The 18,152-nt window shown below is 65.5% G+C and carries 19 protein-coding genes and 1 pseudogene; 11 read left to right on the plus strand and 9 right to left on the minus strand.

All coding sequences use genetic code 11. The annotated features are described in order from the left end of the window. The first annotated feature begins 28 nt into the window (after window positions 1-28). Window positions 29-481, plus strand: coding sequence for a MarR family winged helix-turn-helix transcriptional regulator (locus Q8S30_RS17630; protein ID WP_305667326.1), 453 nt, complete (start codon window positions 29-31; stop codon window positions 479-481). A 1-nt stretch (window position 482) separates the two neighbouring features. Here the strand turns inward: Q8S30_RS17630 and Q8S30_RS17635 are convergent, their stop codons facing one another. Then, a complete protein-coding gene (locus tag Q8S30_RS17635) occupies window positions 483-1,214 on the minus strand; it encodes a helix-turn-helix transcriptional regulator (protein ID WP_305667327.1) in 732 nt (243 codons plus the stop codon). 96 nt (window positions 1,215-1,310) lie between these two features. Between Q8S30_RS17635 and Q8S30_RS17640 the strand changes: the two genes are divergently transcribed. From Q8S30_RS17640 to Q8S30_RS17655, 4 genes are read left to right on the plus strand one after another with little or no spacing between them, the layout of a single operon-like run. Continuing rightward, complete coding sequence (locus tag Q8S30_RS17640; RefSeq protein WP_305667328.1) at window positions 1,311-2,270, plus strand: MBL fold metallo-hydrolase; 960 nt, start codon at window positions 1,311-1,313, stop codon at window positions 2,268-2,270. A 21-nt stretch (window positions 2,271-2,291) separates the two neighbouring features. Beyond that, window positions 2,292-3,872, plus strand: coding sequence for an FAD-dependent oxidoreductase (locus Q8S30_RS17645; RefSeq protein WP_305667329.1), 1,581 nt, complete (start codon window positions 2,292-2,294; stop codon window positions 3,870-3,872). Continuing rightward, complete coding sequence (locus tag Q8S30_RS17650; protein WP_305667330.1) at window positions 3,860-4,051, plus strand: DUF2783 domain-containing protein; 192 nt, start codon at window positions 3,860-3,862, stop codon at window positions 4,049-4,051. Before Q8S30_RS17645 ends, Q8S30_RS17650 begins: the two co-directional genes overlap by 13 nt. 22 nt (window positions 4,052-4,073) lie before the next feature. After that, complete coding sequence (locus Q8S30_RS17655) at window positions 4,074-5,459, plus strand: aldehyde dehydrogenase family protein (RefSeq protein ID WP_305667331.1); 1,386 nt, start codon at window positions 4,074-4,076, stop codon at window positions 5,457-5,459. 95 nt (window positions 5,460-5,554) lie between these two features. Here the strand turns inward: Q8S30_RS17655 and Q8S30_RS17660 are convergent, their stop codons facing one another. From Q8S30_RS17660 to Q8S30_RS17665, 3 genes and pseudogenes are all read right to left on the minus strand, one after another. After that, window positions 5,555-5,698: a hypothetical protein gene (locus Q8S30_RS17660; RefSeq protein WP_305667332.1), complete on the minus strand. Its 144-nt coding sequence runs from the start codon at window positions 5,696-5,698 to the stop codon at window positions 5,555-5,557. A gap of 279 nt (window positions 5,699-5,977) precedes the next feature. Continuing rightward, window positions 5,978-6,055, minus strand: a pseudogene (locus Q8S30_RS21130) (hypothetical protein); the annotation flags it as partial. 316 nt (window positions 6,056-6,371) lie between these two features. Next, on the minus strand, window positions 6,372-7,490 hold the full coding sequence (locus Q8S30_RS17665; protein ID WP_305667333.1) for an iron-containing alcohol dehydrogenase: 1,119 nt from the start codon (window positions 7,488-7,490) through the stop codon (window positions 6,372-6,374). A 331-nt stretch (window positions 7,491-7,821) separates the two neighbouring features. On the opposite strand from Q8S30_RS17665, the gene Q8S30_RS17670 reads away from it, so the two are divergent. From Q8S30_RS17670 to pdxA, 6 genes are all read left to right on the plus strand, one after another. Next, on the plus strand, window positions 7,822-8,292 hold the full coding sequence (locus Q8S30_RS17670) for a tripartite tricarboxylate transporter TctB family protein (protein WP_305667334.1): 471 nt from the start codon (window positions 7,822-7,824) through the stop codon (window positions 8,290-8,292). Window positions 8,293-8,323: 31 nt separating this feature from the next. Further along, window positions 8,324-9,283, plus strand: coding sequence for a tripartite tricarboxylate transporter substrate binding protein (locus Q8S30_RS17675; protein ID WP_305667335.1), 960 nt, complete (start codon window positions 8,324-8,326; stop codon window positions 9,281-9,283). Between the two features lie 86 nt (window positions 9,284-9,369). Further along, window positions 9,370-10,851: a tripartite tricarboxylate transporter permease gene (locus Q8S30_RS17680; RefSeq protein WP_305667336.1), complete on the plus strand. Its 1,482-nt coding sequence runs from the start codon at window positions 9,370-9,372 to the stop codon at window positions 10,849-10,851. A 12-nt stretch (window positions 10,852-10,863) separates the two neighbouring features. Beyond that, window positions 10,864-11,748, plus strand: a complete 885-nt coding sequence (locus Q8S30_RS17685; RefSeq protein WP_305667337.1) for a dihydrodipicolinate synthase family protein — start codon at window positions 10,864-10,866, stop codon at window positions 11,746-11,748. Further along, window positions 11,745-12,704 (plus strand): phosphoglycerate dehydrogenase, encoded by a 960-nt coding sequence (locus tag Q8S30_RS17690; RefSeq protein WP_305667338.1) that lies wholly within the window; start codon window positions 11,745-11,747, stop codon window positions 12,702-12,704. The genes Q8S30_RS17685 and Q8S30_RS17690 overlap by 4 nt, the downstream gene beginning before the upstream one ends. A gap of 45 nt (window positions 12,705-12,749) precedes the next feature. Then, on the plus strand, window positions 12,750-13,730 hold the full coding sequence (gene pdxA / locus Q8S30_RS17695; protein WP_305667339.1) for a 4-hydroxythreonine-4-phosphate dehydrogenase PdxA: 981 nt from the start codon (window positions 12,750-12,752) through the stop codon (window positions 13,728-13,730). 32 nt (window positions 13,731-13,762) lie between these two features. Here the strand turns inward: pdxA and Q8S30_RS17700 are convergent, their stop codons facing one another. The 5 genes from Q8S30_RS17700 to Q8S30_RS17720 form a co-directional block, all read right to left on the minus strand. After that, window positions 13,763-14,494: a FadR/GntR family transcriptional regulator gene (locus Q8S30_RS17700; RefSeq protein ID WP_305667340.1), complete on the minus strand. Its 732-nt coding sequence runs from the start codon at window positions 14,492-14,494 to the stop codon at window positions 13,763-13,765. A gap of 12 nt (window positions 14,495-14,506) precedes the next feature. Continuing rightward, the gene (locus tag Q8S30_RS17705; RefSeq protein WP_305667341.1) at window positions 14,507-15,550 is read right to left on the minus strand and encodes a four-carbon acid sugar kinase family protein; all 1,044 of its coding nucleotides are present in this window, start codon (window positions 15,548-15,550) and stop codon (window positions 14,507-14,509) included. Between the two features lie 393 nt (window positions 15,551-15,943). Then, the gene (locus Q8S30_RS17710) at window positions 15,944-16,681 is read right to left on the minus strand and encodes an acetoacetate decarboxylase family protein (protein ID WP_305667342.1); all 738 of its coding nucleotides are present in this window, start codon (window positions 16,679-16,681) and stop codon (window positions 15,944-15,946) included. A gap of 21 nt (window positions 16,682-16,702) precedes the next feature. Next, on the minus strand, window positions 16,703-17,239 hold the full coding sequence (locus Q8S30_RS17715; protein WP_305667343.1) for a MarR family winged helix-turn-helix transcriptional regulator: 537 nt from the start codon (window positions 17,237-17,239) through the stop codon (window positions 16,703-16,705). 163 nt (window positions 17,240-17,402) lie between these two features. Continuing rightward, window positions 17,403-18,143, minus strand: a complete 741-nt coding sequence (locus tag Q8S30_RS17720) for an amino acid ABC transporter ATP-binding protein (RefSeq protein ID WP_305667344.1) — start codon at window positions 18,141-18,143, stop codon at window positions 17,403-17,405. Window positions 18,144-18,152: the final 9 nt, after the last annotated feature.

Raw genomic sequence — 18,152 nt, forward strand, 5'->3', positions numbered from 1 at the left:
ATCAGGCCCGCCCGCCCAAGGTGCGAAAATGCATATCGAAACGTTTTTCCCCTATCAGCTTGCCATCACGGCCGCGGCCTTCTCGCGGCAGCTCGTCAAGGTCTATGGCCGCGATCACGGCCTCTCGCGTGAGGAGTGGCGGTTGCTGTTCCTGCTGGCCGATGCCGGCGGGCTCGACTCGCTGCAGATCGCGCAGCGCACCTCGCTGGACAAGGTGCAGGTCAGCCGCGCCGCAACCCGGCTGGAGGAGAAGGGCCTGATCACGCGCGAGGTGTCGGGAAGTGACCGGCGGCTGCGCAACTATGCCGTGACGCCCGAGGGGCGCAGCCTGTTCGCGCTGGCCTTTGCGGGGGTCGAGAAGCGCGCTGCCGAAATACTGGGGGCACTGTCGCCCGAGGATCACGCCGCGCTGCTGCAAGGCATCGCCGCGCTTGGCCGGGCCATCGAAGAGACGGCCAAGACCCCGGACCCGGCGCCCTGACCTAACCCATCACTGCCGCCAGCAGATCGGCCGAGCGCGACACCCCCAGCTTCAGATACGCGCGCTGGCGATAGGTCAGCACCGACGATTGCGCGATCCGCAGATCCTCGGCAATCGCCCGCGCCGGGTGGCCCGCCATGGAGCGGGCACAGACGGCGCGTTCGCGCGGGGTCAGCACCGGATGCGCGTCGGCCAGCCGCCGCTCGATCCGTGGGATGATATCGGCATCGGACGGGGTCGCCGTAATTTGCCGCAGCCCGGTGATCGCCAGCTGCGCCAGCCCGCCCAGTTGGGCCATGTCGACATGCTCGCCAGACCGGCGGTGGTAGAAGGTGACCATCAGGCAGTCCCCGCCGAACCGCCAGCCAAAGCAGATCTTCTCGGCAAAGCGCGGCTTCTCGAAGCACAGCTTTCGATAGGGCGAAAGCATGATGGCATCCGCCGGGATGCGGCAGGCAAACCCGCTGCCCGGACGCGCCGCGCGCCGGGCGTCCTGCGCCGGGTCGCTGCGGTGAAAGCGGCTGGAATAGGCATGGGCGCGGTCCGATGCATCGTCGAGGTCACTGCCCGAGGCCAGCGTCTGCGGCACATCCCCCACGACGCGGCAGGCGAACAGCTCATCCACGCCCGCGACCGATTGCGCCAGATCCAGCAGGCGTTCGGCAAACAGCCCGCCGTCGCGCGCCTCCATCAGCGCGCCGGCACGGTCGGGGTCGATCAGGCCGGACAGCATGACGATTCCTCCCTCTGTCCCCTGATCTGATGACATACAGAGGTAGATCGTTGCAATAGAAATGATTTCGACCTGATGTTCACCGGGAGAGAGATCATGGCGAAACCCTTCGCATCCGCAGCCGATACCGACATCAAGACCGACACCTTGGAAACCCTGGGCGAGGGCGTTTATGCGCTCACCGCCGAGGGCGATCCCAATGTCGGCGCCGTCGAGGGCGAGGATTTCGTCGTCGCCATCGAGAGCCGCGCTACCCCCGCCGCCACGCGCGAATGGCTGAAGATCCTGCGCCAGCAGACCGACAAGCCGGTGCGGTATCTGGTGCTGACCCATTACCACGCCGTCCGTGTGCTGGGGGCCAGCGCCTTTGACGCCGGCGATATCCTGATGTCCGAGGCCAGCCGCGATCTGGTGGCCGAACGGGGCGAGCAGGACTGGAAGAGCGAGTTCGGCCGGATGCCGCGCCTGGCCAAGAATGCCGAAGAGGTGCCGGGCCTGACCTGGCCGACCATCACCTTCAAGGACAGCTACGATATCGAGCTTGGCGGCGACCGCGGCCGGCTGGAGCTGCGCTTTGTCGGCCGCGGCCATACCGGAGGCGATGTCGCCGTCTGGCACGACAAGACGCGCACGCTGTTCGCCGGCGATCTGGTCGAGTCCAAGGCCGCGCTTTACACCGGCGACGCCTATCACTTCGACTGGGCGGGAAAGACGCTGGACAACGTCAAGGCCTACCGCGCCGACAACCTGGTCGGCGGGCGCGGCGCCGTCTCGCGCGGCGTGGCCGAGACGGATGCCGCGGTCGAACAGACCCGCAAGTTCCTGAACGGAATGATCGAGAATGTCGGCCGCGTCCACAAGGCGGGCGGCACCCTGCGCGCGGCGTTCGAGGCGACACGCGATGCGCTGGCCCCCGAATTCGGCGCCTGGCCGATCTTCGAGCATTGCCTCCCCTTCGACGTGCAGCGCCTGTGGGATGAGTTCGACGGCATCGAACATCCCCGCATCTGGACCGCCGAGCGCGACCGCGAGGTCTGGGCCAAGCTGCAGGACTGATCGGGGGCAGGGGAGGAGATCATGGCAAATATCGCGGGCATTCCCGTCTACAAGGAGATCGGGGCCACGCCGGCGCCCGGAACGGCGCAGGACCGCGCGCCGGTGGTGGTGATCGGCGCAGGCCCGGTGGGCCTCGCCATGGCGCTGGATCTGGGGCGGCGCGGGCATGCGGTCACCGTGCTCAACCGGCTGGATTTCGTCGCGCATTGTTCCAAGGCGATCTGCTTTTCCAAGCGGTCGCTGGACATCCTGGACCGGCTTGGGGTCCGCGACCCGGCGGTCGAGAAGGGCGTGACCTGGAACCTCGGCAAGGTGTTCTGGGGCGGCGAGCCGGACCCCGTCTACCAGTTCGACATGCTGCCGGTGAAGGGTCAGAAGAATCCCGGCTTCATCAACATTCAGCAATATTACATCGAGGATTACCTGCTGGAGGGCTGCCGCGCCCATCCCAATATCGACATCCGCTGGGGCCACCGCCTGACCTCGGTCACGCCGCTGCAGGGCGGAGTCGAGGTGGAGGTGCAGACGGATACGGGCGCCTACACCCTGCACGCCGACTGGCTGATCGCCTGCGACGGCGCGCGGTCCACCGTGCGCGATCAGATGGGGCTGGATTTCGAGGGGCGGGTGTTCGAGGACAACTTCCTGATCGCCGATATCCGTATGACGCATGAGATGCCGTCCGAGCGCTGGTTCTGGTTCGATCCGCCCTTCAACCCGGGCCGCTCGGCACTGATGCACAAGCAGCCTGACAATGTCTGGAGGCTGGATTTCCAGCTGGGCTGGAATGTCGACCGCGAGGCAGCGGTGCGCCCCGAGAATGTGGATCCTTTCATCCGCGCCATGCTGGGCGAGGATGTCCAGTACGAGCGCGAATGGTATTCCGTATATACTTTCCAGTGCCGCCGCATGGCGCGCTTCGTGCATGGAAGGGTGGTCTTTGCGGGCGATGCCGCCCATCTGGTCTCGCCCTTCGGGGCACGCGGCTGCAATGGCGGGCTGGCCGATATCGACAATCTGGGATGGAAGCTGGACCTTGTCCTGACCGGGCAGGCGGATGCCTCGCTGATCGAGACCTATAATGACGAGGCAATTGTCACGGCGGATGAGAACATCCTGAACTCGACCCGCTCCACCGATTTCCTGACGCCCAAGTCGCCTGCCAGTCAGGCCCTGCGCGACGCGGTGCTGGAGCTGGCGCGCGACCACGCCTTTGCCCGGCCCTTCGTGAACTCGGGCCGGCTGTCCACGCCGGTCAGCTATCCCGTCAGCAGCCTCTCGACCCCGGATCAAGATACGTGGTCGGGCGGGGTGGCCCCCGGCAGCCCGATGCTGGACGCCCAGCATGAAGGCGGCTGGCTGCTTGAGACACTGGGCGATGACTTTGCGCTGCTGGCCCATGCCTGGGATGGCGATCCCCCCGCCGGGTTGCGGGTGCTGCAGTTGGACGACGCGGCGGCCGCGCGGCTGGCGATGCCGCGCGGATCGGCATGTCTGGTGCGCCCGGATCAATATGTGGCCGCGCGCTGGCATCAGCCGACCGTGGCTGCCGTGCAATCCGCCCTGTCACGCGCAAAGGGGGCCACGCCATGCCCGCACTGAACCTGACGCCAAATCTCAGCCAGCATGACGATCTTTATGATCAGCTGATCCAGATGCACGAGGGACTCAGCGATGCCGAAAGCCTGCGCCTGTGGTCGCGGCTGGCGCTGATCCTGATCAATCACATCGGCGACCGGCAGGTGACCGAGGAGGCAATCGCCGCTGCGCGGCCGCTCTGAATCAAATTTCTGGGAGGACAAGATGACCATTTCGACGACCGGGAGGCCCGCAGGCTTCGCCGTCCACAACCCCGCCACCGGGGCCGTGATCGGCGACGCCCCCAACATGACCGCTGCCGATCTGGACCGCGCGGTGGCAAGGGCCCGCGCAGCGCAGCCGGGTTGGGCCGCGGCCCCCGATGACCAGCGCGCCGAGGCTTGCCGCGCCCTTGCGGCGCTGCTGACCGATCACTCCGAAGAATTGGCGCGCCTTCTGACGCAAGAGCAGGGCAAGCCGCTGAACGGCCTTGGCTCGCGGTGGGAAATTGGCGGTGCCGCCGCATGGGCGGGTTATACGGCCGGGCTCTCCTTGCCCCCCAAGGTCTTGCAGGATGATGCGACCGCCCGTGTCGAGTTGCACCGCAAGCCCGTGGGCGTCGTCGGGTCGATCACGCCCTGGAATTTCCCGGTGATGATCGCGATCTGGCACATTGTCCCCGCGCTGCGCGTCGGCAATACGGTCGTCATGAAACCCTCGCCGCTGACACCGCTGGCGGCCTTGCGATTTGTGGAGCTGGCTTCGGCGGTTCTTCCTGCGGGCGTGCTGACCATCGTCACCGGCGATGACCGCGCCGTCAATCTGGGCGCCGAGATGACCAGCCATCCCGGCATCGACAAGATCGTCTTCACCGGGTCCACCGCCACGGGCCGGCAGGTCATGCGTTCGGCCGCAGGCACGCTCAAGCGGCTGACGCTCGAACTGGGGGGCAATGACGCGGGCATCGTGCTGCCAGATGCCGATCCGGGCCTGATCGCCGAGGGCCTGTTCTGGGGCGCGTTCATCAACAACGGCCAGACCTGCGCAGCGCTCAAGCGGCTTTATGTCCATGACGACATCCACGATCAGGTGTGTGATGCGCTGGTCGAATATACCCGCAACATCCCGGTGGGTGACGGGATGGACGAGGCGTCGATCCTTGGGCCGGTCCAGAACAGGATGCAGTTCGATATCGTGTCCGGTCTTGTGGCCAGCGCGGCAGACCGCGGGCAGGTTCTGTTGGGCGGCCAGCCGGGCGAGGGGCTGTTCTTCCCGCCGACCCTCATCGCAGGCCTTGCCAACGGCGATCCGCTTGTCGATCGCGAGCAGTTCGGGCCCGCCCTGCCGATCATCCGCTACACCGACGTCGCGGGTGCAGTGGCGGCTGCGAATGACAACCCCAACGGCCTCGGGGGGTCGATCTGGAGCTCTGACCTCGATGCGGCACGGGCGATCGCCCTGCAGCTCGAATGCGGGTCGGCCTGGATCAACAAGCACGGCGCGGTTCAGCCCAATGCACCCTTCGGCGGGGTCAAGTCATCGGGCATGGGTGTTCAATTCGCCGAGGAGGGCCTGGCCGAGAACACGGTAGCGCAGGTCGTATTCAGTTGAGAGCCGCCCCTGCGGCGGCGTTAGGGACGCCGCCGCGAGGCAGGGCCGGGTCGTGTTGTCCCCGCGCCGGAGGCTCAAGCGCGGGACCGGAACAATCATGCCGTCGCGCGCGCGGGATGATAGACCTGTGGGGCCGGCCCGCTTCGCCGAATGTCCATGATGCGCGATAGGGTGGTCGGCAGCGCGTCACAGATCGGCTCGGCGCGATACACCCCGCGATGCGCTGCGATGATCGACACCGCCACTTCGCCTTAGTTCATGGCGCCACATCAACGTTGAACGAGGCCCCCATGCGGGGCCCCTTTTTGCTTCATTTGCGACTAGAGTCCGCCCCAAGGAAGGGGCGGATGATGAAGCTAATAACTGTAACCACCCGTCGTAGGCCGCGGACAGGTGGCAGCGCTCAGGGAGTGGCCTTGGGGGCTTTGGGTTTGCCGGGCTGGGGAGCCCATTTCTGACCAAGCTGGTCAAGGCGTTCGACGATCCTGTCGATCTTGGCATCTTCAGGATCAAAGAATCTACCTGACCAGTTGACCATGCCGTCGTGCTGCTCGTGATCCGGAGGCGAGGGCTTCGAGGAACTCTTCGTAGCCGGGGGTGCCACCGACGTCCTCGGGCGGGCAGGCATCCGCTGGCCTTCAGAAGCCGTGGATAGGTCGCGCCCGGTGCGGCCTCGTTGACCCGCTCGATCCGGATGCTGTAGTCCCTGTCATCGCCGAAGTCCGGAGCACAATTCTCTCAGACAAGCCTTGGCGATGACAGCGCTACTGCACCTGCTCGCCTGTTGGGGCTTCGGGTCAGGACCTACTGATTTGCGGGCGCGGGTCGATGACCTAGGTGTGCTGTTCCCCCAGGTCGCGCTTTGGTTGCCACGGGTGCTTTACGGCTGAGGCGCCAGCCCGGCGCCTCGTGTCAGAACGCTGTGCGGTAAATTGCGAGGATCTCGGCCTCGGACAGGTCGATCGGGTTCCAGTCCAGCAGGCGGCGGATTGCATGCGCATCGCGGGCCATGTTCGGCAGATCCTCCTCGGGCACACCGTAAGCCGACAGCCGCATGTCGAGGCCAAGGCCCTCGCAAAACGCGGTCGCGGCGGCGCGCACGGCATCCACGCCCTCGGCGGGGCATCCAAGCGCGGCGCAGATCGCGCGGGTCTTCTCGGGCGCCGCCGCGGCATTGGCGGCGAGCGTATGCGGGAAGATCAGCGCATTGGCGATGCCATGCGGCAGCTTGTGGCGGGTGCCAAGCGGGTAGGCGACGGCATGGCCCGAGGTGGTGTTGACCGGGCCAAGGCAGACTCCGCCATAGAAGGCGGCCAGCGCCAGCCCGGCGCGCGCCTCGAGATCCTCGCCGTTCTCGACCGCGCGGCGCAGGTATTTGCCGACGAGTTCGATGCCCTGCAGGGCATAGGCGTCGATCAGCGGATGGGCGCGGCGCGAGGTATAGGCCTCGACGCAATGGGCCATCGCATCCACCCCGGTGGCGGCGGTGACATGCGGCGGGACGGAGACCGTCAGCGCCGGGTCGATGATCGCCAGATCGGCCAGCATGTGGACGCTCTCGGTGGCGACCTTGGCCATGGTCGCGGGATCGGTCACCAGTGCGCGGGTGCCGACCTCGGACCCGGTGCCTGCCGTCGTCGGGATCTGCACCAGGCCCAGCTTGCGGGCGGGGGCCCGGTTTGGGCCCGAAATGTCGTGCAGACCTAGGTCGGTGCCCGCCAGCACTGCGACCAGCTTGGCCAGATCCATCGCCGAGCCGCCGCCAAAGCCGATCACCACATCGGCGGCACCTGCAGCGGCAACCGCTTGGGATAGGTTGGTCAGGTCCGGTTCCGGCACCACCTCACCGAACAGCGTGACCTCGCCGAGCCCCAGCCGGTCGATCCGCGCGGCGTTCACGGGATCCGCCACGACGAAGGGCGCGCGGTAGCCTTGCTGGGCGATCCAGCCTGCGAGGCTGTCGAGCGTGCCGACCCCGAACCGTACAACCGGAGGGCGCTGAATTTCGATAGCTTTATCAATGGCCTGCATGGTGTTCTCCGCTTCGGATCATCTGGAATCGCGCTGCTGGGGGCGCGGGAGCCGTTGGCTGCTGCAGGTTTCCTAGACCGTTGTAAAGCCACTTGTCAAATCCGAAACTGACGCTTCGACGGCAGAATATCGGGGCGGGCAGTTAAGAAGTTACCTTAAGAAATGTCGTCAAGCCATTGATTAAAAAGATATTATGCAGAATTGCAAGTGGGGTCCAATCAGGTAGAATGTGCGGAGGCTTGGTCGGACCGTATTAATTTCCGGCGATGCCATTGACAACTTTGCAACTTGACGGCATGTTCGGCAAAGTTTCGGCCATAGGGAGGTGGGAATGACGGATCTACGCGAGAGCAAGGCCGATATCTGGATTGGCGGCGGGCTGCTGGCCTTCTGCGCCTTTGCCGCATGGCGGACGCTGCGCATCAAGCAGGGCTTTACCACCTCGATCGCCGGGCCATCCTTCGTTCCCTGGATCATGGTCGGCGCCACCGCGGTGCTGGCCGCCTTCCTGATCCTTCGCGCGTTGCGCCGCCAACGGGCGGCAGGGGCCGATGGGGTTGCTGTGATTGCGATGCCTGATCGGCGCACCCTTCTGCGCCTCGGGGTCTTCGCGCTGCTGCTTGCCGCCTATTCCGCCGCCTTCTTCCCTATCGGCTACCTTCCGGCCACGCTGGTGACCTTCGTGCTGGGGCTGCTGCTGATCGGCGAACGCAAGCCCTGGCTGTTGATCGGCTTTCCGGTCGTGATGACCGGCGCGGTCTATCTCGCCTTCACCGAATTACTGTCCGTCTGGCTGCCGTAAGGCCGGGCACTGTCACATGGGAGGACCATACATGACAAAATCTCGTATCGCCGCTGCCGCCGCCCTGGCCGCAACCCTTGCCACCCCGGCGCTGGCCGACTTTCCCCAGCGCCCGCTGCAGGTGATCGTGCCTTATGCCGCAGGCGGTTCCACCGACCTCGGGCTGCGGATCCTCGCGGAAGCCATCGAGCGGCTCTATGACGGCTCCACCGTCGTGGTGCGCAACCAGCCGGGCGGCGGGGGCGGCATCGGCACCTCGGCCGTGGTCCATGCGCGGCCGGACGGCTACACCGTCGGCGCCGGCGCGCAGGGGCCGATCGCGATCCTGCCGCATGTCGGCGGCGCGGAATATACCCCGGACGATCTGGAATATATCGGCATCTTCGCCCGCTCGCTGCAACTGCTGGTGGCCTGCAAGGATGCGCCCTTCACCGATTATGACAGCTTCATCGGCTCTGCTGCGGACAAGGCACCGCAGATCGGCAATTCGGGAGCGGGCGGCGCGAACCACATCTCGGCCGAGGCCTTTGCGATGGCAGCCGGGATCAAGGTTGAATCCGTGCCCTTCGGCGGTTCGTCCGAGGCGCGCACCGCCTGCATCGGCGGCCATATCGACGCGATGGTGGCCTCGCCCGCCGAAGCGCTTGGCGCGGCGGAATCGGGGCAGATGATCCCGCTGTTCGTGATGGAGGACGAGCGCATCGACCTGTTCCCCGATACGCCGACGGCGGTGGAGAAGGGCGTGGATTTCACCTGGTCGTCCTACAAGGGCATCATCGCGCCCAAGGGCATCCCCGAGGCAGAGCTGGCCTGGCTGCGTGAAGCGGTGGCAGCGGTTGCCGCCGACCCGGAGTTCATCGAGACCATGACCGAAATGGGCGAGCTTGTTGCCTATGAGGATGGCCCGGCCTTCGAGGCGATGGTGACGAAGGATGCCGAGATTTCCCGCTCGGTTCTGGAGAACCTCGGGCTTCTGGGCATGAACAACTGATCACGCCGCGCCCCTGTTGATACCAGCCAGAGCGGCGCGCCGCTCTGGCCTTGTCCCCGTCACGCCTCGCGCGAAAGTCTGGCCTCATGGAAACGCTCTCTTACCTCGCCCCGCTGTTTCAGCTCGATGTCATGTGGACCATCGCCCTTGGCACATTGGGCGGCCTGATCATCGGCGCGCTGCCGGGGCTGACCGCGACCATGGGCGTGGCGCTGCTGATCCCGCTGACCTTCGGCATGACCCCGGTGATGGGGCTGAACATGCTGATCGGCATCTATATCGGCGGCATCTATGGCGGCTGCGTCTCGTCGATCCTGCTGCGCACGCCGGGAACGCCGGCCTCCGCCGCGACGGTGCTTGACGGCTATCCGATGGCGCAGCGCGGCGAGGCGGGCAAGGCGCTTGGCATGGCCACCATCGCCTCGACCATCGGCGGGCTGGTCTCGGCCGTGGTGCTGGCGACACTGGCGCCGCAGCTTGCCGGCGTCGCGCTGCAATTCGGGGCGCCGGAATATTTCGCGCTGGCGCTATTCGGGCTGACGATCATCGCCTCGCTGTCCGGCGACATCCTGAAGGGCGCGATTTCCGGCATCCTCGGCATCCTCATCTCCACCGTCGGCGCCGATCCGATTTCGGGTGTGATGCGCTACACTTTCGGCGTTCAGGGCTTTGCCTCGGGCTTTGCCTTCACGCCCGCGTTGATCGGCCTGTTCGCCCTGTCCGAGGTCTTCACCCAGATCGAGCGCATCGGGCTGCGAGAGCCCGCGATCACGCTGGTCAAGAACCGCTGGCCCTCGCGCGCCGACATGCACGAAAGCCGCGGGGCGCTGGTGCGCGGGTCGATCATAGGCACGATCATCGGCATCATTCCGGGTACGGGATCGGGCACCGCATCCTGGATCGCCTATAACGAGGCGCGGCGCACCTCGAAGACGCCCGAGAAATTCGGCACCGGCCACATGCCGGGCATCGCCGCCACCGAGAGCGCCAACAATGCCGTCTGCGCTGCCGCCCTGATCCCGCTGCTGGCGCTTGGGATCCCGGGGGATGTGGTGACCGCTGTGCTGATGGGCGGGCTGATGATCCAGGGCCTGGCGCCCGGGCCGCTGCTGTTCCAGACCAATCCCGAGATCGTCGTCGGCATCTTTGGCGGCACCTTCATGGCGACGATCTTCATGTTCATCTTCGGGATGGCGCTGATCCCGGTCTTCTCGCGCATCCTCAAGGTTCCGCGTCGGCTGCTGACCATGTCGATCGTGATCTTCTGCTTCATCGGGGCCTTCTCGATCAACCTCAACCCGGTGGACCTTTACACGATGGTCGGCTTTGGCGTGCTGGGGTGGGGGATGCAGAAGTTCGGCTTCTCGCAGGCCGCGCTGTGCATCGCGCTGATCCTCGGCCCGATGATGGAGGCCAACTTCCGCCGCGGGATGCTGCAGGCGGGCGATGACCTGATCGCGATGCTGTCGGGCCCGATCACCCTGCTGTTCCTTGCCCTTACCGCGCTGTCGCTGTGCTGGCCGATGATCGCGGCGCGCCGCGCGGCCCGCCGCACCCAAACGAACTGACGGAGCCTTCCCATGACCAGAAACGCCCATGTCGCCCTTGTGACCTGTTTTCACGAGGATGAGACGATCAACTACGCTGCCACCCGCGCGCAGGTGCGCCGGCAGGTGGCGGCCGGCAATGACCTGATGGTCTGCGGCACCAATGGCGACTTCTCGGCGCTGATGCATGACGAGAAGATCCGCCTGGTCGAAGAGGTGATGGACGAAGTTGCCGGCCGGGTGAAGGTGATTGCCAATGTCGGCTGCCCGGCGACGTTCGAGACGCTGCAGCTGGCACGCGCCGTCGACGGGCTGGGGCTCCACGGGATCGCGGTGATCACGCCCTATTTCATCGCCTGCACGCAGGACGGGCTGATCCGGCATTTCACCACCATCGCCGATGCGGTGAAGACGCCGGTCTATCTCTACGACATCCCCGCCCGCACCCAGAACCATATCGAACCGGCCACGGCCCGGGTGCTGGCGCAGCATCCCAATATCGCCGGGATCAAGGATTCGGGCGGATCGACCGAAACCGTGCTGGAATATCTGGCGGTGGCGCAGGAGGTGGAGGGGTTTGAGGTCTATTGTGCGCCCGACCATTTGGTGCTGTGGGGGTTGGAGCAAGGCTGCGCCGGCGTCGTGTCGGGCCTTGGCAATGTCGCGCCCGAGACGCTGGCGGCGATCATCACCGGCTTCAATGCCGGGGATATCGAGGCGGCGAAGGCGGCGCAGGAGAATTTCGCCGGGCTGCGCAAGGATCTCTACGCGCTTGGCTTCCCGCCGGCGCTGGTCAAACGCGCACTCTACATGAATGACCCGTCCGTCGGCCTGTCGCGCCAGCCGGCGCTGCTGCCCGATGCGGGCCAGGACAAGGCCATCGTGGCGATCCTCGAGGCGCGGGGGCTGCGGGCATGACCGTTATCCTGACAACCTCACCCGGCTTCGGCAAGCACGGGCGCGTCCCGGAACTGATTGCCGAAAAAGGTTGGGAGCTTGTGCGCTGCACCGACACCTCGCTGCCGGACGGTGGCGTTTCGGCCCATATCGCGCGGGCCGATTACCTTGTGGTCGGGCTGATCCCGGTGACGGCGGAGACGCTGGCCGGGGCAGGGCGGTTGCGCGGCGTTCTCAAGCACGGCGTGGGCGTGGACAATATCGACATTGCCGCCTGCACCGCGGCGGGCCTGCCGGTATGCAACACGCCCGCCGCCAATGCCGATGCGGTGGCGGAACTCGCCGTGGGGCTGATGTTCGGGATGGCGCGGTTCATTCCGCAGGGTCATGCCTCCGTCACCTCGGGCGGCTGGGAACGCCGGGTCGGCTCGCAGCTTGGCGGCAAGACCCTTGGCATCGTCGGGCTTGGCAATATCGGCAAGCGGCTGGCCAAGCTGGCGCAGGGGCTGGGGATGACGGTGGTCGCCACGGACAAGTACCCCGACACGGCCTATGCTGCGGCACAGGGGATTGAGGTGCTGGACCTTGGCGCACTGCTGGCGCGGTCGGACTACGTCTCGCTGCATGTCTTCGGCGGCAAGGACAATGCGGCGCTGGTGGGCTCCGATGCGCTGGCGCAGATGAAGCGCGGCGCGCGGCTGATCAACCTGGCCCGCGGCGAGGTGGTGGATCTTGATGCTGTCGCCGCAGCGCTGGCCAGCGGCCAGCTTGGCGGCGTGGCCATCGACGCCTATGTGACCGAACCGCCCGCGACCGATCATCCGGTGTTTTCCCACTCCAACGCGATCTTCACCCCGCATTCGGGTGCGGATACGGCGGAAGCGGTCGAGAATGTCGGGCTGATGGTGATCGAGGATATCGAGACGCTGGCCCAGGGCAAGACCCCCGCGCGCTGCCTGAATGCCAAGGATCTTTGACCTTATCGGGGAGGCGCCCGGCGCAGGATCCCCAAGGAGACCGACATGACCGACAAACCCGTCATCATCACCATGGGTGACCCTTCCGGGGTTGGCGCCGAAGTGACCGTCAAGGCCATGGCGGCCCTCGGCCCGCAGGACCGCGCCCGCTATGCGGTGATCGGCGACCGGCCGACGCTGGAACGCGCGCTGGTGGCCTGCGGACTGGACCTTGTACTGGCGAACTACGGCGAGGCCGCGCCGGAGGGGGCGCTGAAGGTCGTCCATGTTCCCGTCAACGGGCTGCCGGGAGCATTCGGCGTGCTGTCCCCCGCCTGCGGCGACGCCTCGTTCCGCTATATCGAAAAGGCGGTCGAGATGACGATGGGCGGCGCGGCGCTTGGCATCGTCACCGCGCCCATCAACAAGGAGGCGCTGAACGCCGCGGGCCATCACTATGACGGCCATACCGGGATGCTGGCGCATCTGTCCGGTTCAAAATCCAGCTGGATGCTGCTGGCCTCGCCCACACTGAACGTGCTGCATGTCTCCACACATGTCTCGCTGAAGGATGCCATCGGCCGCGCCACGCCGGAACGGGTGCGCGACACCATCCGGACCGGGCACACCCACCTGCGGCGAATGGGCATCGAGAACCCGCGCATCGCGGTGGCCGGCATCAACCCGCATTGCGGCGAGAACGGGCTGTTTGGGCGCGAGGATGACGACCAGATTGCCCCCGGCGTGAAGCTGGCACAGGACGAGGGCATCAATGTGCAGGGGCCGATTTCGGCCGATACGGTCTATTACCGCGCCCATAGCGGCGCCTTCGATCTGGTGATCGCCCAGTATCACGATCAGGGCCACATTCCGATCAAGCTGATCGCTTTCGATACCGCCGTGAACGTGTCGCTTGGCCTGCCCATCGACCGCTGCTCGGTCGATCATGGCACGGCGTTCGACATCGCCGGCACGGGCAAGGCCAACCATGTAAACATGCTGGCCGCGCTGGACTATGCCGGCAAGCTCGCCGCCAGCAAGCGCTGACCCGCCCAAGGGGCGCCCACGGGCGCCCCTCGTCAGTTTTTCATGCTCAGGTCCAGCAGTCCGCTGCCGAACAGCCGGTCGCGCGATTGTTCAAGGTGGCCGCGCATCAGCGTTTCGGCTGCGGTTGCCTTGCCATCGCGGATCGCGTCGAAGATCGCCGTATGCTCTGCCAGGACCGCCTCCAGCGCCTTGGCGCCATCGGTCATCAGCGACTCGCCATGCATCTTCATGCCGACATAGATATGCTCGCGCAGGGCCCGCATCGAGGCCTCGTAATACTGGTTATTCGCGGCGCGAGTGATGGCCAGGTGAAAGGCGAAGTCGGCATCCTCGCGATGCTCGCGGCTGCCGGTCGCCATCCGCATCATCCCCAGCGCCTCGGAAATCTCATCGAGCGCCGCATGGTTGCGCCGGTCAGAGGCCAGCCCGGCCGCCGCCGTTTCGATGGTGATGCGGAACTCATAGCAGCGCTGGACATCGGCCAGCGTTTCCACCCGCGCAAACCCAACCGGATGCGAGATCGAGGCGCGCACGAAATTTCCGGCCCCCTGCCGCGAATAGATCACGCCCTCGGCCCGCAGCTTTTCCAGCGCTGCCCGCAGGATCGGGCGCGATACGCCGAACTCTTCGGACAGCGCGTGTTCCGATGGCAGCTTCTGGTTGATCCGGTAGTCGCCGTTGGAGATCCGGCTGAACAGCGAGTGATACACCCGGTCGGCCAGCGTGCGCTTGGGTTTATCGACGGGGGCGTAGCTGGCTGGCACAGGGCATCACTTTCAACAGGGGTCCAGGGTGGAGCATAGGAGCATTTTCGCAAGGCTCTCAAGCGTATCGGGCGCGCCGAAGCCGCCGGACTTGGTCAGAATCTGCAGTCCGGGCACCCCGTCGAGCATCGTCGAGACCGGAACCCCCGGCAGGGCCTCGCCGCTCACCAACAGCAGCCCGGTGCCAAGGTTGCGCAAGATCGCCGCGGCGCTTTCGCCGCCGCAGGCCAGCAGTGTGGCGGGCGGCGCCTCGCGCACCCAGCGGGCGACGCCTTCGGCAAAGCGGGCGCTGGCCTCTGCCGGGCAGATCGGCTCGGCGCCAGGTATCATCTGGACGATTCTAAGGTGCCCCGGCGGAGCCTCTGGAACCTGGCCATTGGGTGCTGCGACCGGGTCGAGCGCAGCGAGCTGTGCCAGCGTCACCGGATCGCGCGAGCCTATGGCGAAGAGCGCGGGGGCGTGAAGGCGCACGGGCTGCGGTTCCGGCGCATCCGGCACCAGCCGGCGGGCCAACGCCTCTGCCAGCCCTGCAGCGCCGATGAACAGAGTGTCTTCAAGTCCGGTGCGCGCCAGTGCCGTGTCGATCTCGGCATCGGAGCCGGCATCAAGCACATGCGCCTGCGGCAGGCGAAGGCGCGTCGCGACCGACAGGGGTTCTGTCACCCCCGCCCCGATCAGCGCACCGTTCTTTACAAGTCGGCCAAGGCGCGGGATGGCGGGGCAGGCCAGCGCCGCAGGCCGCAGCGGCGCCAGCCGCGCCACCTCGGCGGCCAGGTTGCCCTTCAGTCTGCTGTCGATCTTCTTGAATAGCAGCGCAGTCTGCCAGCCAGGGGCTGCGGCAAGCGCGCCCAGCACCTGCCCGATCCGAGCAACCGCCTGATCCCTGTCTATTTCCCGACTGTTGGTCGTCACTGCCAGGATGTCCGGATCATGCACCAGTGCGACGGACACATCGGCGGGGGACAACGCGCAGACGACCCGCAATCCGCGCGCAGCAAAGGCCGCGGAGCTGTCAAGCGCGCCGGTCAGATCGTCGGCAATCAAAAGTGTTTTCATAGGACCCGAGGTGTTGCACAGGCATGGAATATAGCAACCTCATAACTTGGTTTACAAGATGATGGCTGCCTCGCGGCTTTATCCTGCGTGAGATTTGCCCACCACAGGCCGGGCACGGCGTGACAGCTCTTCGCGGTCCTCATCGCGGGCTTGTAACGCGATATGCTGGCTAAAACCGCCGCGGCGAAGTCGGCTCGCCCCCGGCTAGCGCTGGTTCTGGTTCAATCAGCTGATCAGGTGTTGATAGGCCTGGATCGCCAGCCTGAGCCGCACCATACGCGAGTCCGCCACTGCATTCATTGCGAAACGACCTGCGGGCGCGGGGAAGCCAGAGCCGGGGGACGGGGCGGAATGTCGCCCGCCCCGGTCAGGCACTCGGGCGGGCCAGCCCGGTCACTCCATCGTCAGGACGGTCTTGCCCCAGCCGTTTTCCTCGGTCGCGTAGAAATCACCCCGGGTCAGCACCGCGCCGAGGATGTGCTGCGGCATGAATTCCGCCAGCGGATCTGCGGGCAGGCTGGCAAGTACCACGCGGGCGGTGCCGGTGCGGCTGCTTTTCAGCTGGAAATCGGGCGATGTGTCTCGCTTGATCACCCGCCGGCTGAGCACCTTGCCATCGGGACCGGGCTGCACATGCAGGTGGAAATGTGGGGCGGTCCTGACAGTCTGAAACTCGTGTGGTTGCGAAAGATCCGCCTCGATCCGAAGGATCTCGGTGCCACGGCGGACCACACTTGCTGTGGCAGTATCGCCCTCGGTCTTCAGGCTGATCTCGGCATATTTCTTGGGATACCCCCAAAGATCGCGCCCGGCGGCGATGGCTGCGTCATTATCCTCATATTCAAAGAGATATGTGGCGCCGGGCTGGCCCTGAAAGGTCATCGGCACGATGATGCCCGCATCCATGAACTGGGCCTTGCGGCAATTGGTGAAATCCGACGCATAGACGACGACGATATCGCCGCGCGGTTCGAACGGCGTGGGTGCCAGATAGCGCTTCAGTAGCGCCGGATCGACACGGCAGAATACGCTGAGCGTGGCATTGTCAGGGCAGTCATAGGGAACGAAAGGATCTGGGATCAGCGGCGCCTGAACCGGCATGTTGTTCCCGTTCTGCACGTCATAGGCCATGATGGATCTCTCGGCTGGGGGTCAGAAGAGCTCTGACCAGTCTTCGTGTGATGCCATGATCTTGGTAAGCAACCGATCCAATGTGGCCCGATCCGCTTTCGTGAGGCTCGCCAGCATCTGCGCCTCGCGCTCCTCGAACAGCCGCCGGGTATCTTGATAAAGTCGGTACCCCTCGGGGCGCAGCGACAACACACCCTTGCGGCCGTCATCGGGATCATCCCGCACCGCGATCAGTCCGCGTTGCAGCAGGCGCGAAATGGCGCGGCTGACGCTGTTCTTGGGCCGACCCATCACCAGGCAGATATCGGTCTGCGACAGTTCGGGAAAATGCGCGAGGCAAAACAGCGTGTTGATCTCGTCTCGCAACAGGCCGAACTGCTTCTGGATGACCAGATAGATAGGGCCGTTGAAAAAATTACCCACGAGGCTGATGCGATAGGCATCGCGGGCCACCCCCGGTGCCGCCATCATGGGTTCCAGCAACTCCAGAAATCTGCTGGAGCCGCGGGTCGCGGCTCCCCTTGGGTCTGCCTTGCGCGATTTCTTGGCGGTGGTCATGCGGCGGGTCACTCCTGACACGGGGGCGGCGAAGGGAATCGCGGCGCCACGCCGCGCGACCGGCGTCAAGACTGCTTGACGGGTTGCTTCATTTCAAGTCCCAAATGGAACTATAATTGCGAAACCTCGCCGGGGCGCTCGCGACTGCTGGCCCGGCCTGCGCTCAATGCGCGAGGATCTTGGCCAGAAAACCGCGTGTCCTCTCGTTCCGCGGGTTGGTGAAGAAGGCCTCGGGCGTATTTTCCTCTACGATCTCGCCATTGCTCATGAAGATCACCCGGTCAGCCACCTGACGGGCAAAGCCCATTTCATGTGTCACACAGACCATCGTCATGCCATCCATCGCCAGTTCGCGCATCACATCGAGCACCTCGTTGATCATCTCGGGATCGAGCGCCGAAGTCGGCTCGTCGAACAGCAAAATCTCGGGTCGCATACAAAGCGCGCGGGCAATGGCTACGCGCTGCTGCTGGCCGCCGGACAATTCGCTCGGGAAGGCATCGGCCTTTTCGGGGATCCGCACGCGTTCGAGATATTCCCTGGCGACCCTCTCGGCCTCGGCGCGCGAAAATCTGCGCACCAGCATCGGCGCGAGGGTACAGTTTTCCAGCACGGTCAGATGGGGGAACAGGTTGAAATGCTGAAAGACCATGCCCACCTCGCGACGGATCAAGTCGATACTGCCCACATCCTCGTTCAGCTCGGTGCCCAGAACGTTGATCGAGCCGTCCTGATGGTCCTCTAGCCGGTTGATGCAGCGGATCAGCGTGGATTTACCAGAGCCGGAGGGCCCGCAGATCACGATGCGTTCGCCCTTTCGCACCGTCAGGTTGATGTCGCGCAGCACCTGGAAAGAGCCGTAGAACTTGTTCATCCGGCGGATCTGGATGGCGGTATCGGTCATTTTGGCGGA

Origin of the sequence: Frigidibacter sp., from assembly GCF_030695035.1 — a bacterium.
Classification (GTDB): Bacteria; Pseudomonadota; Alphaproteobacteria; order Rhodobacterales; family Rhodobacteraceae; genus Frigidibacter.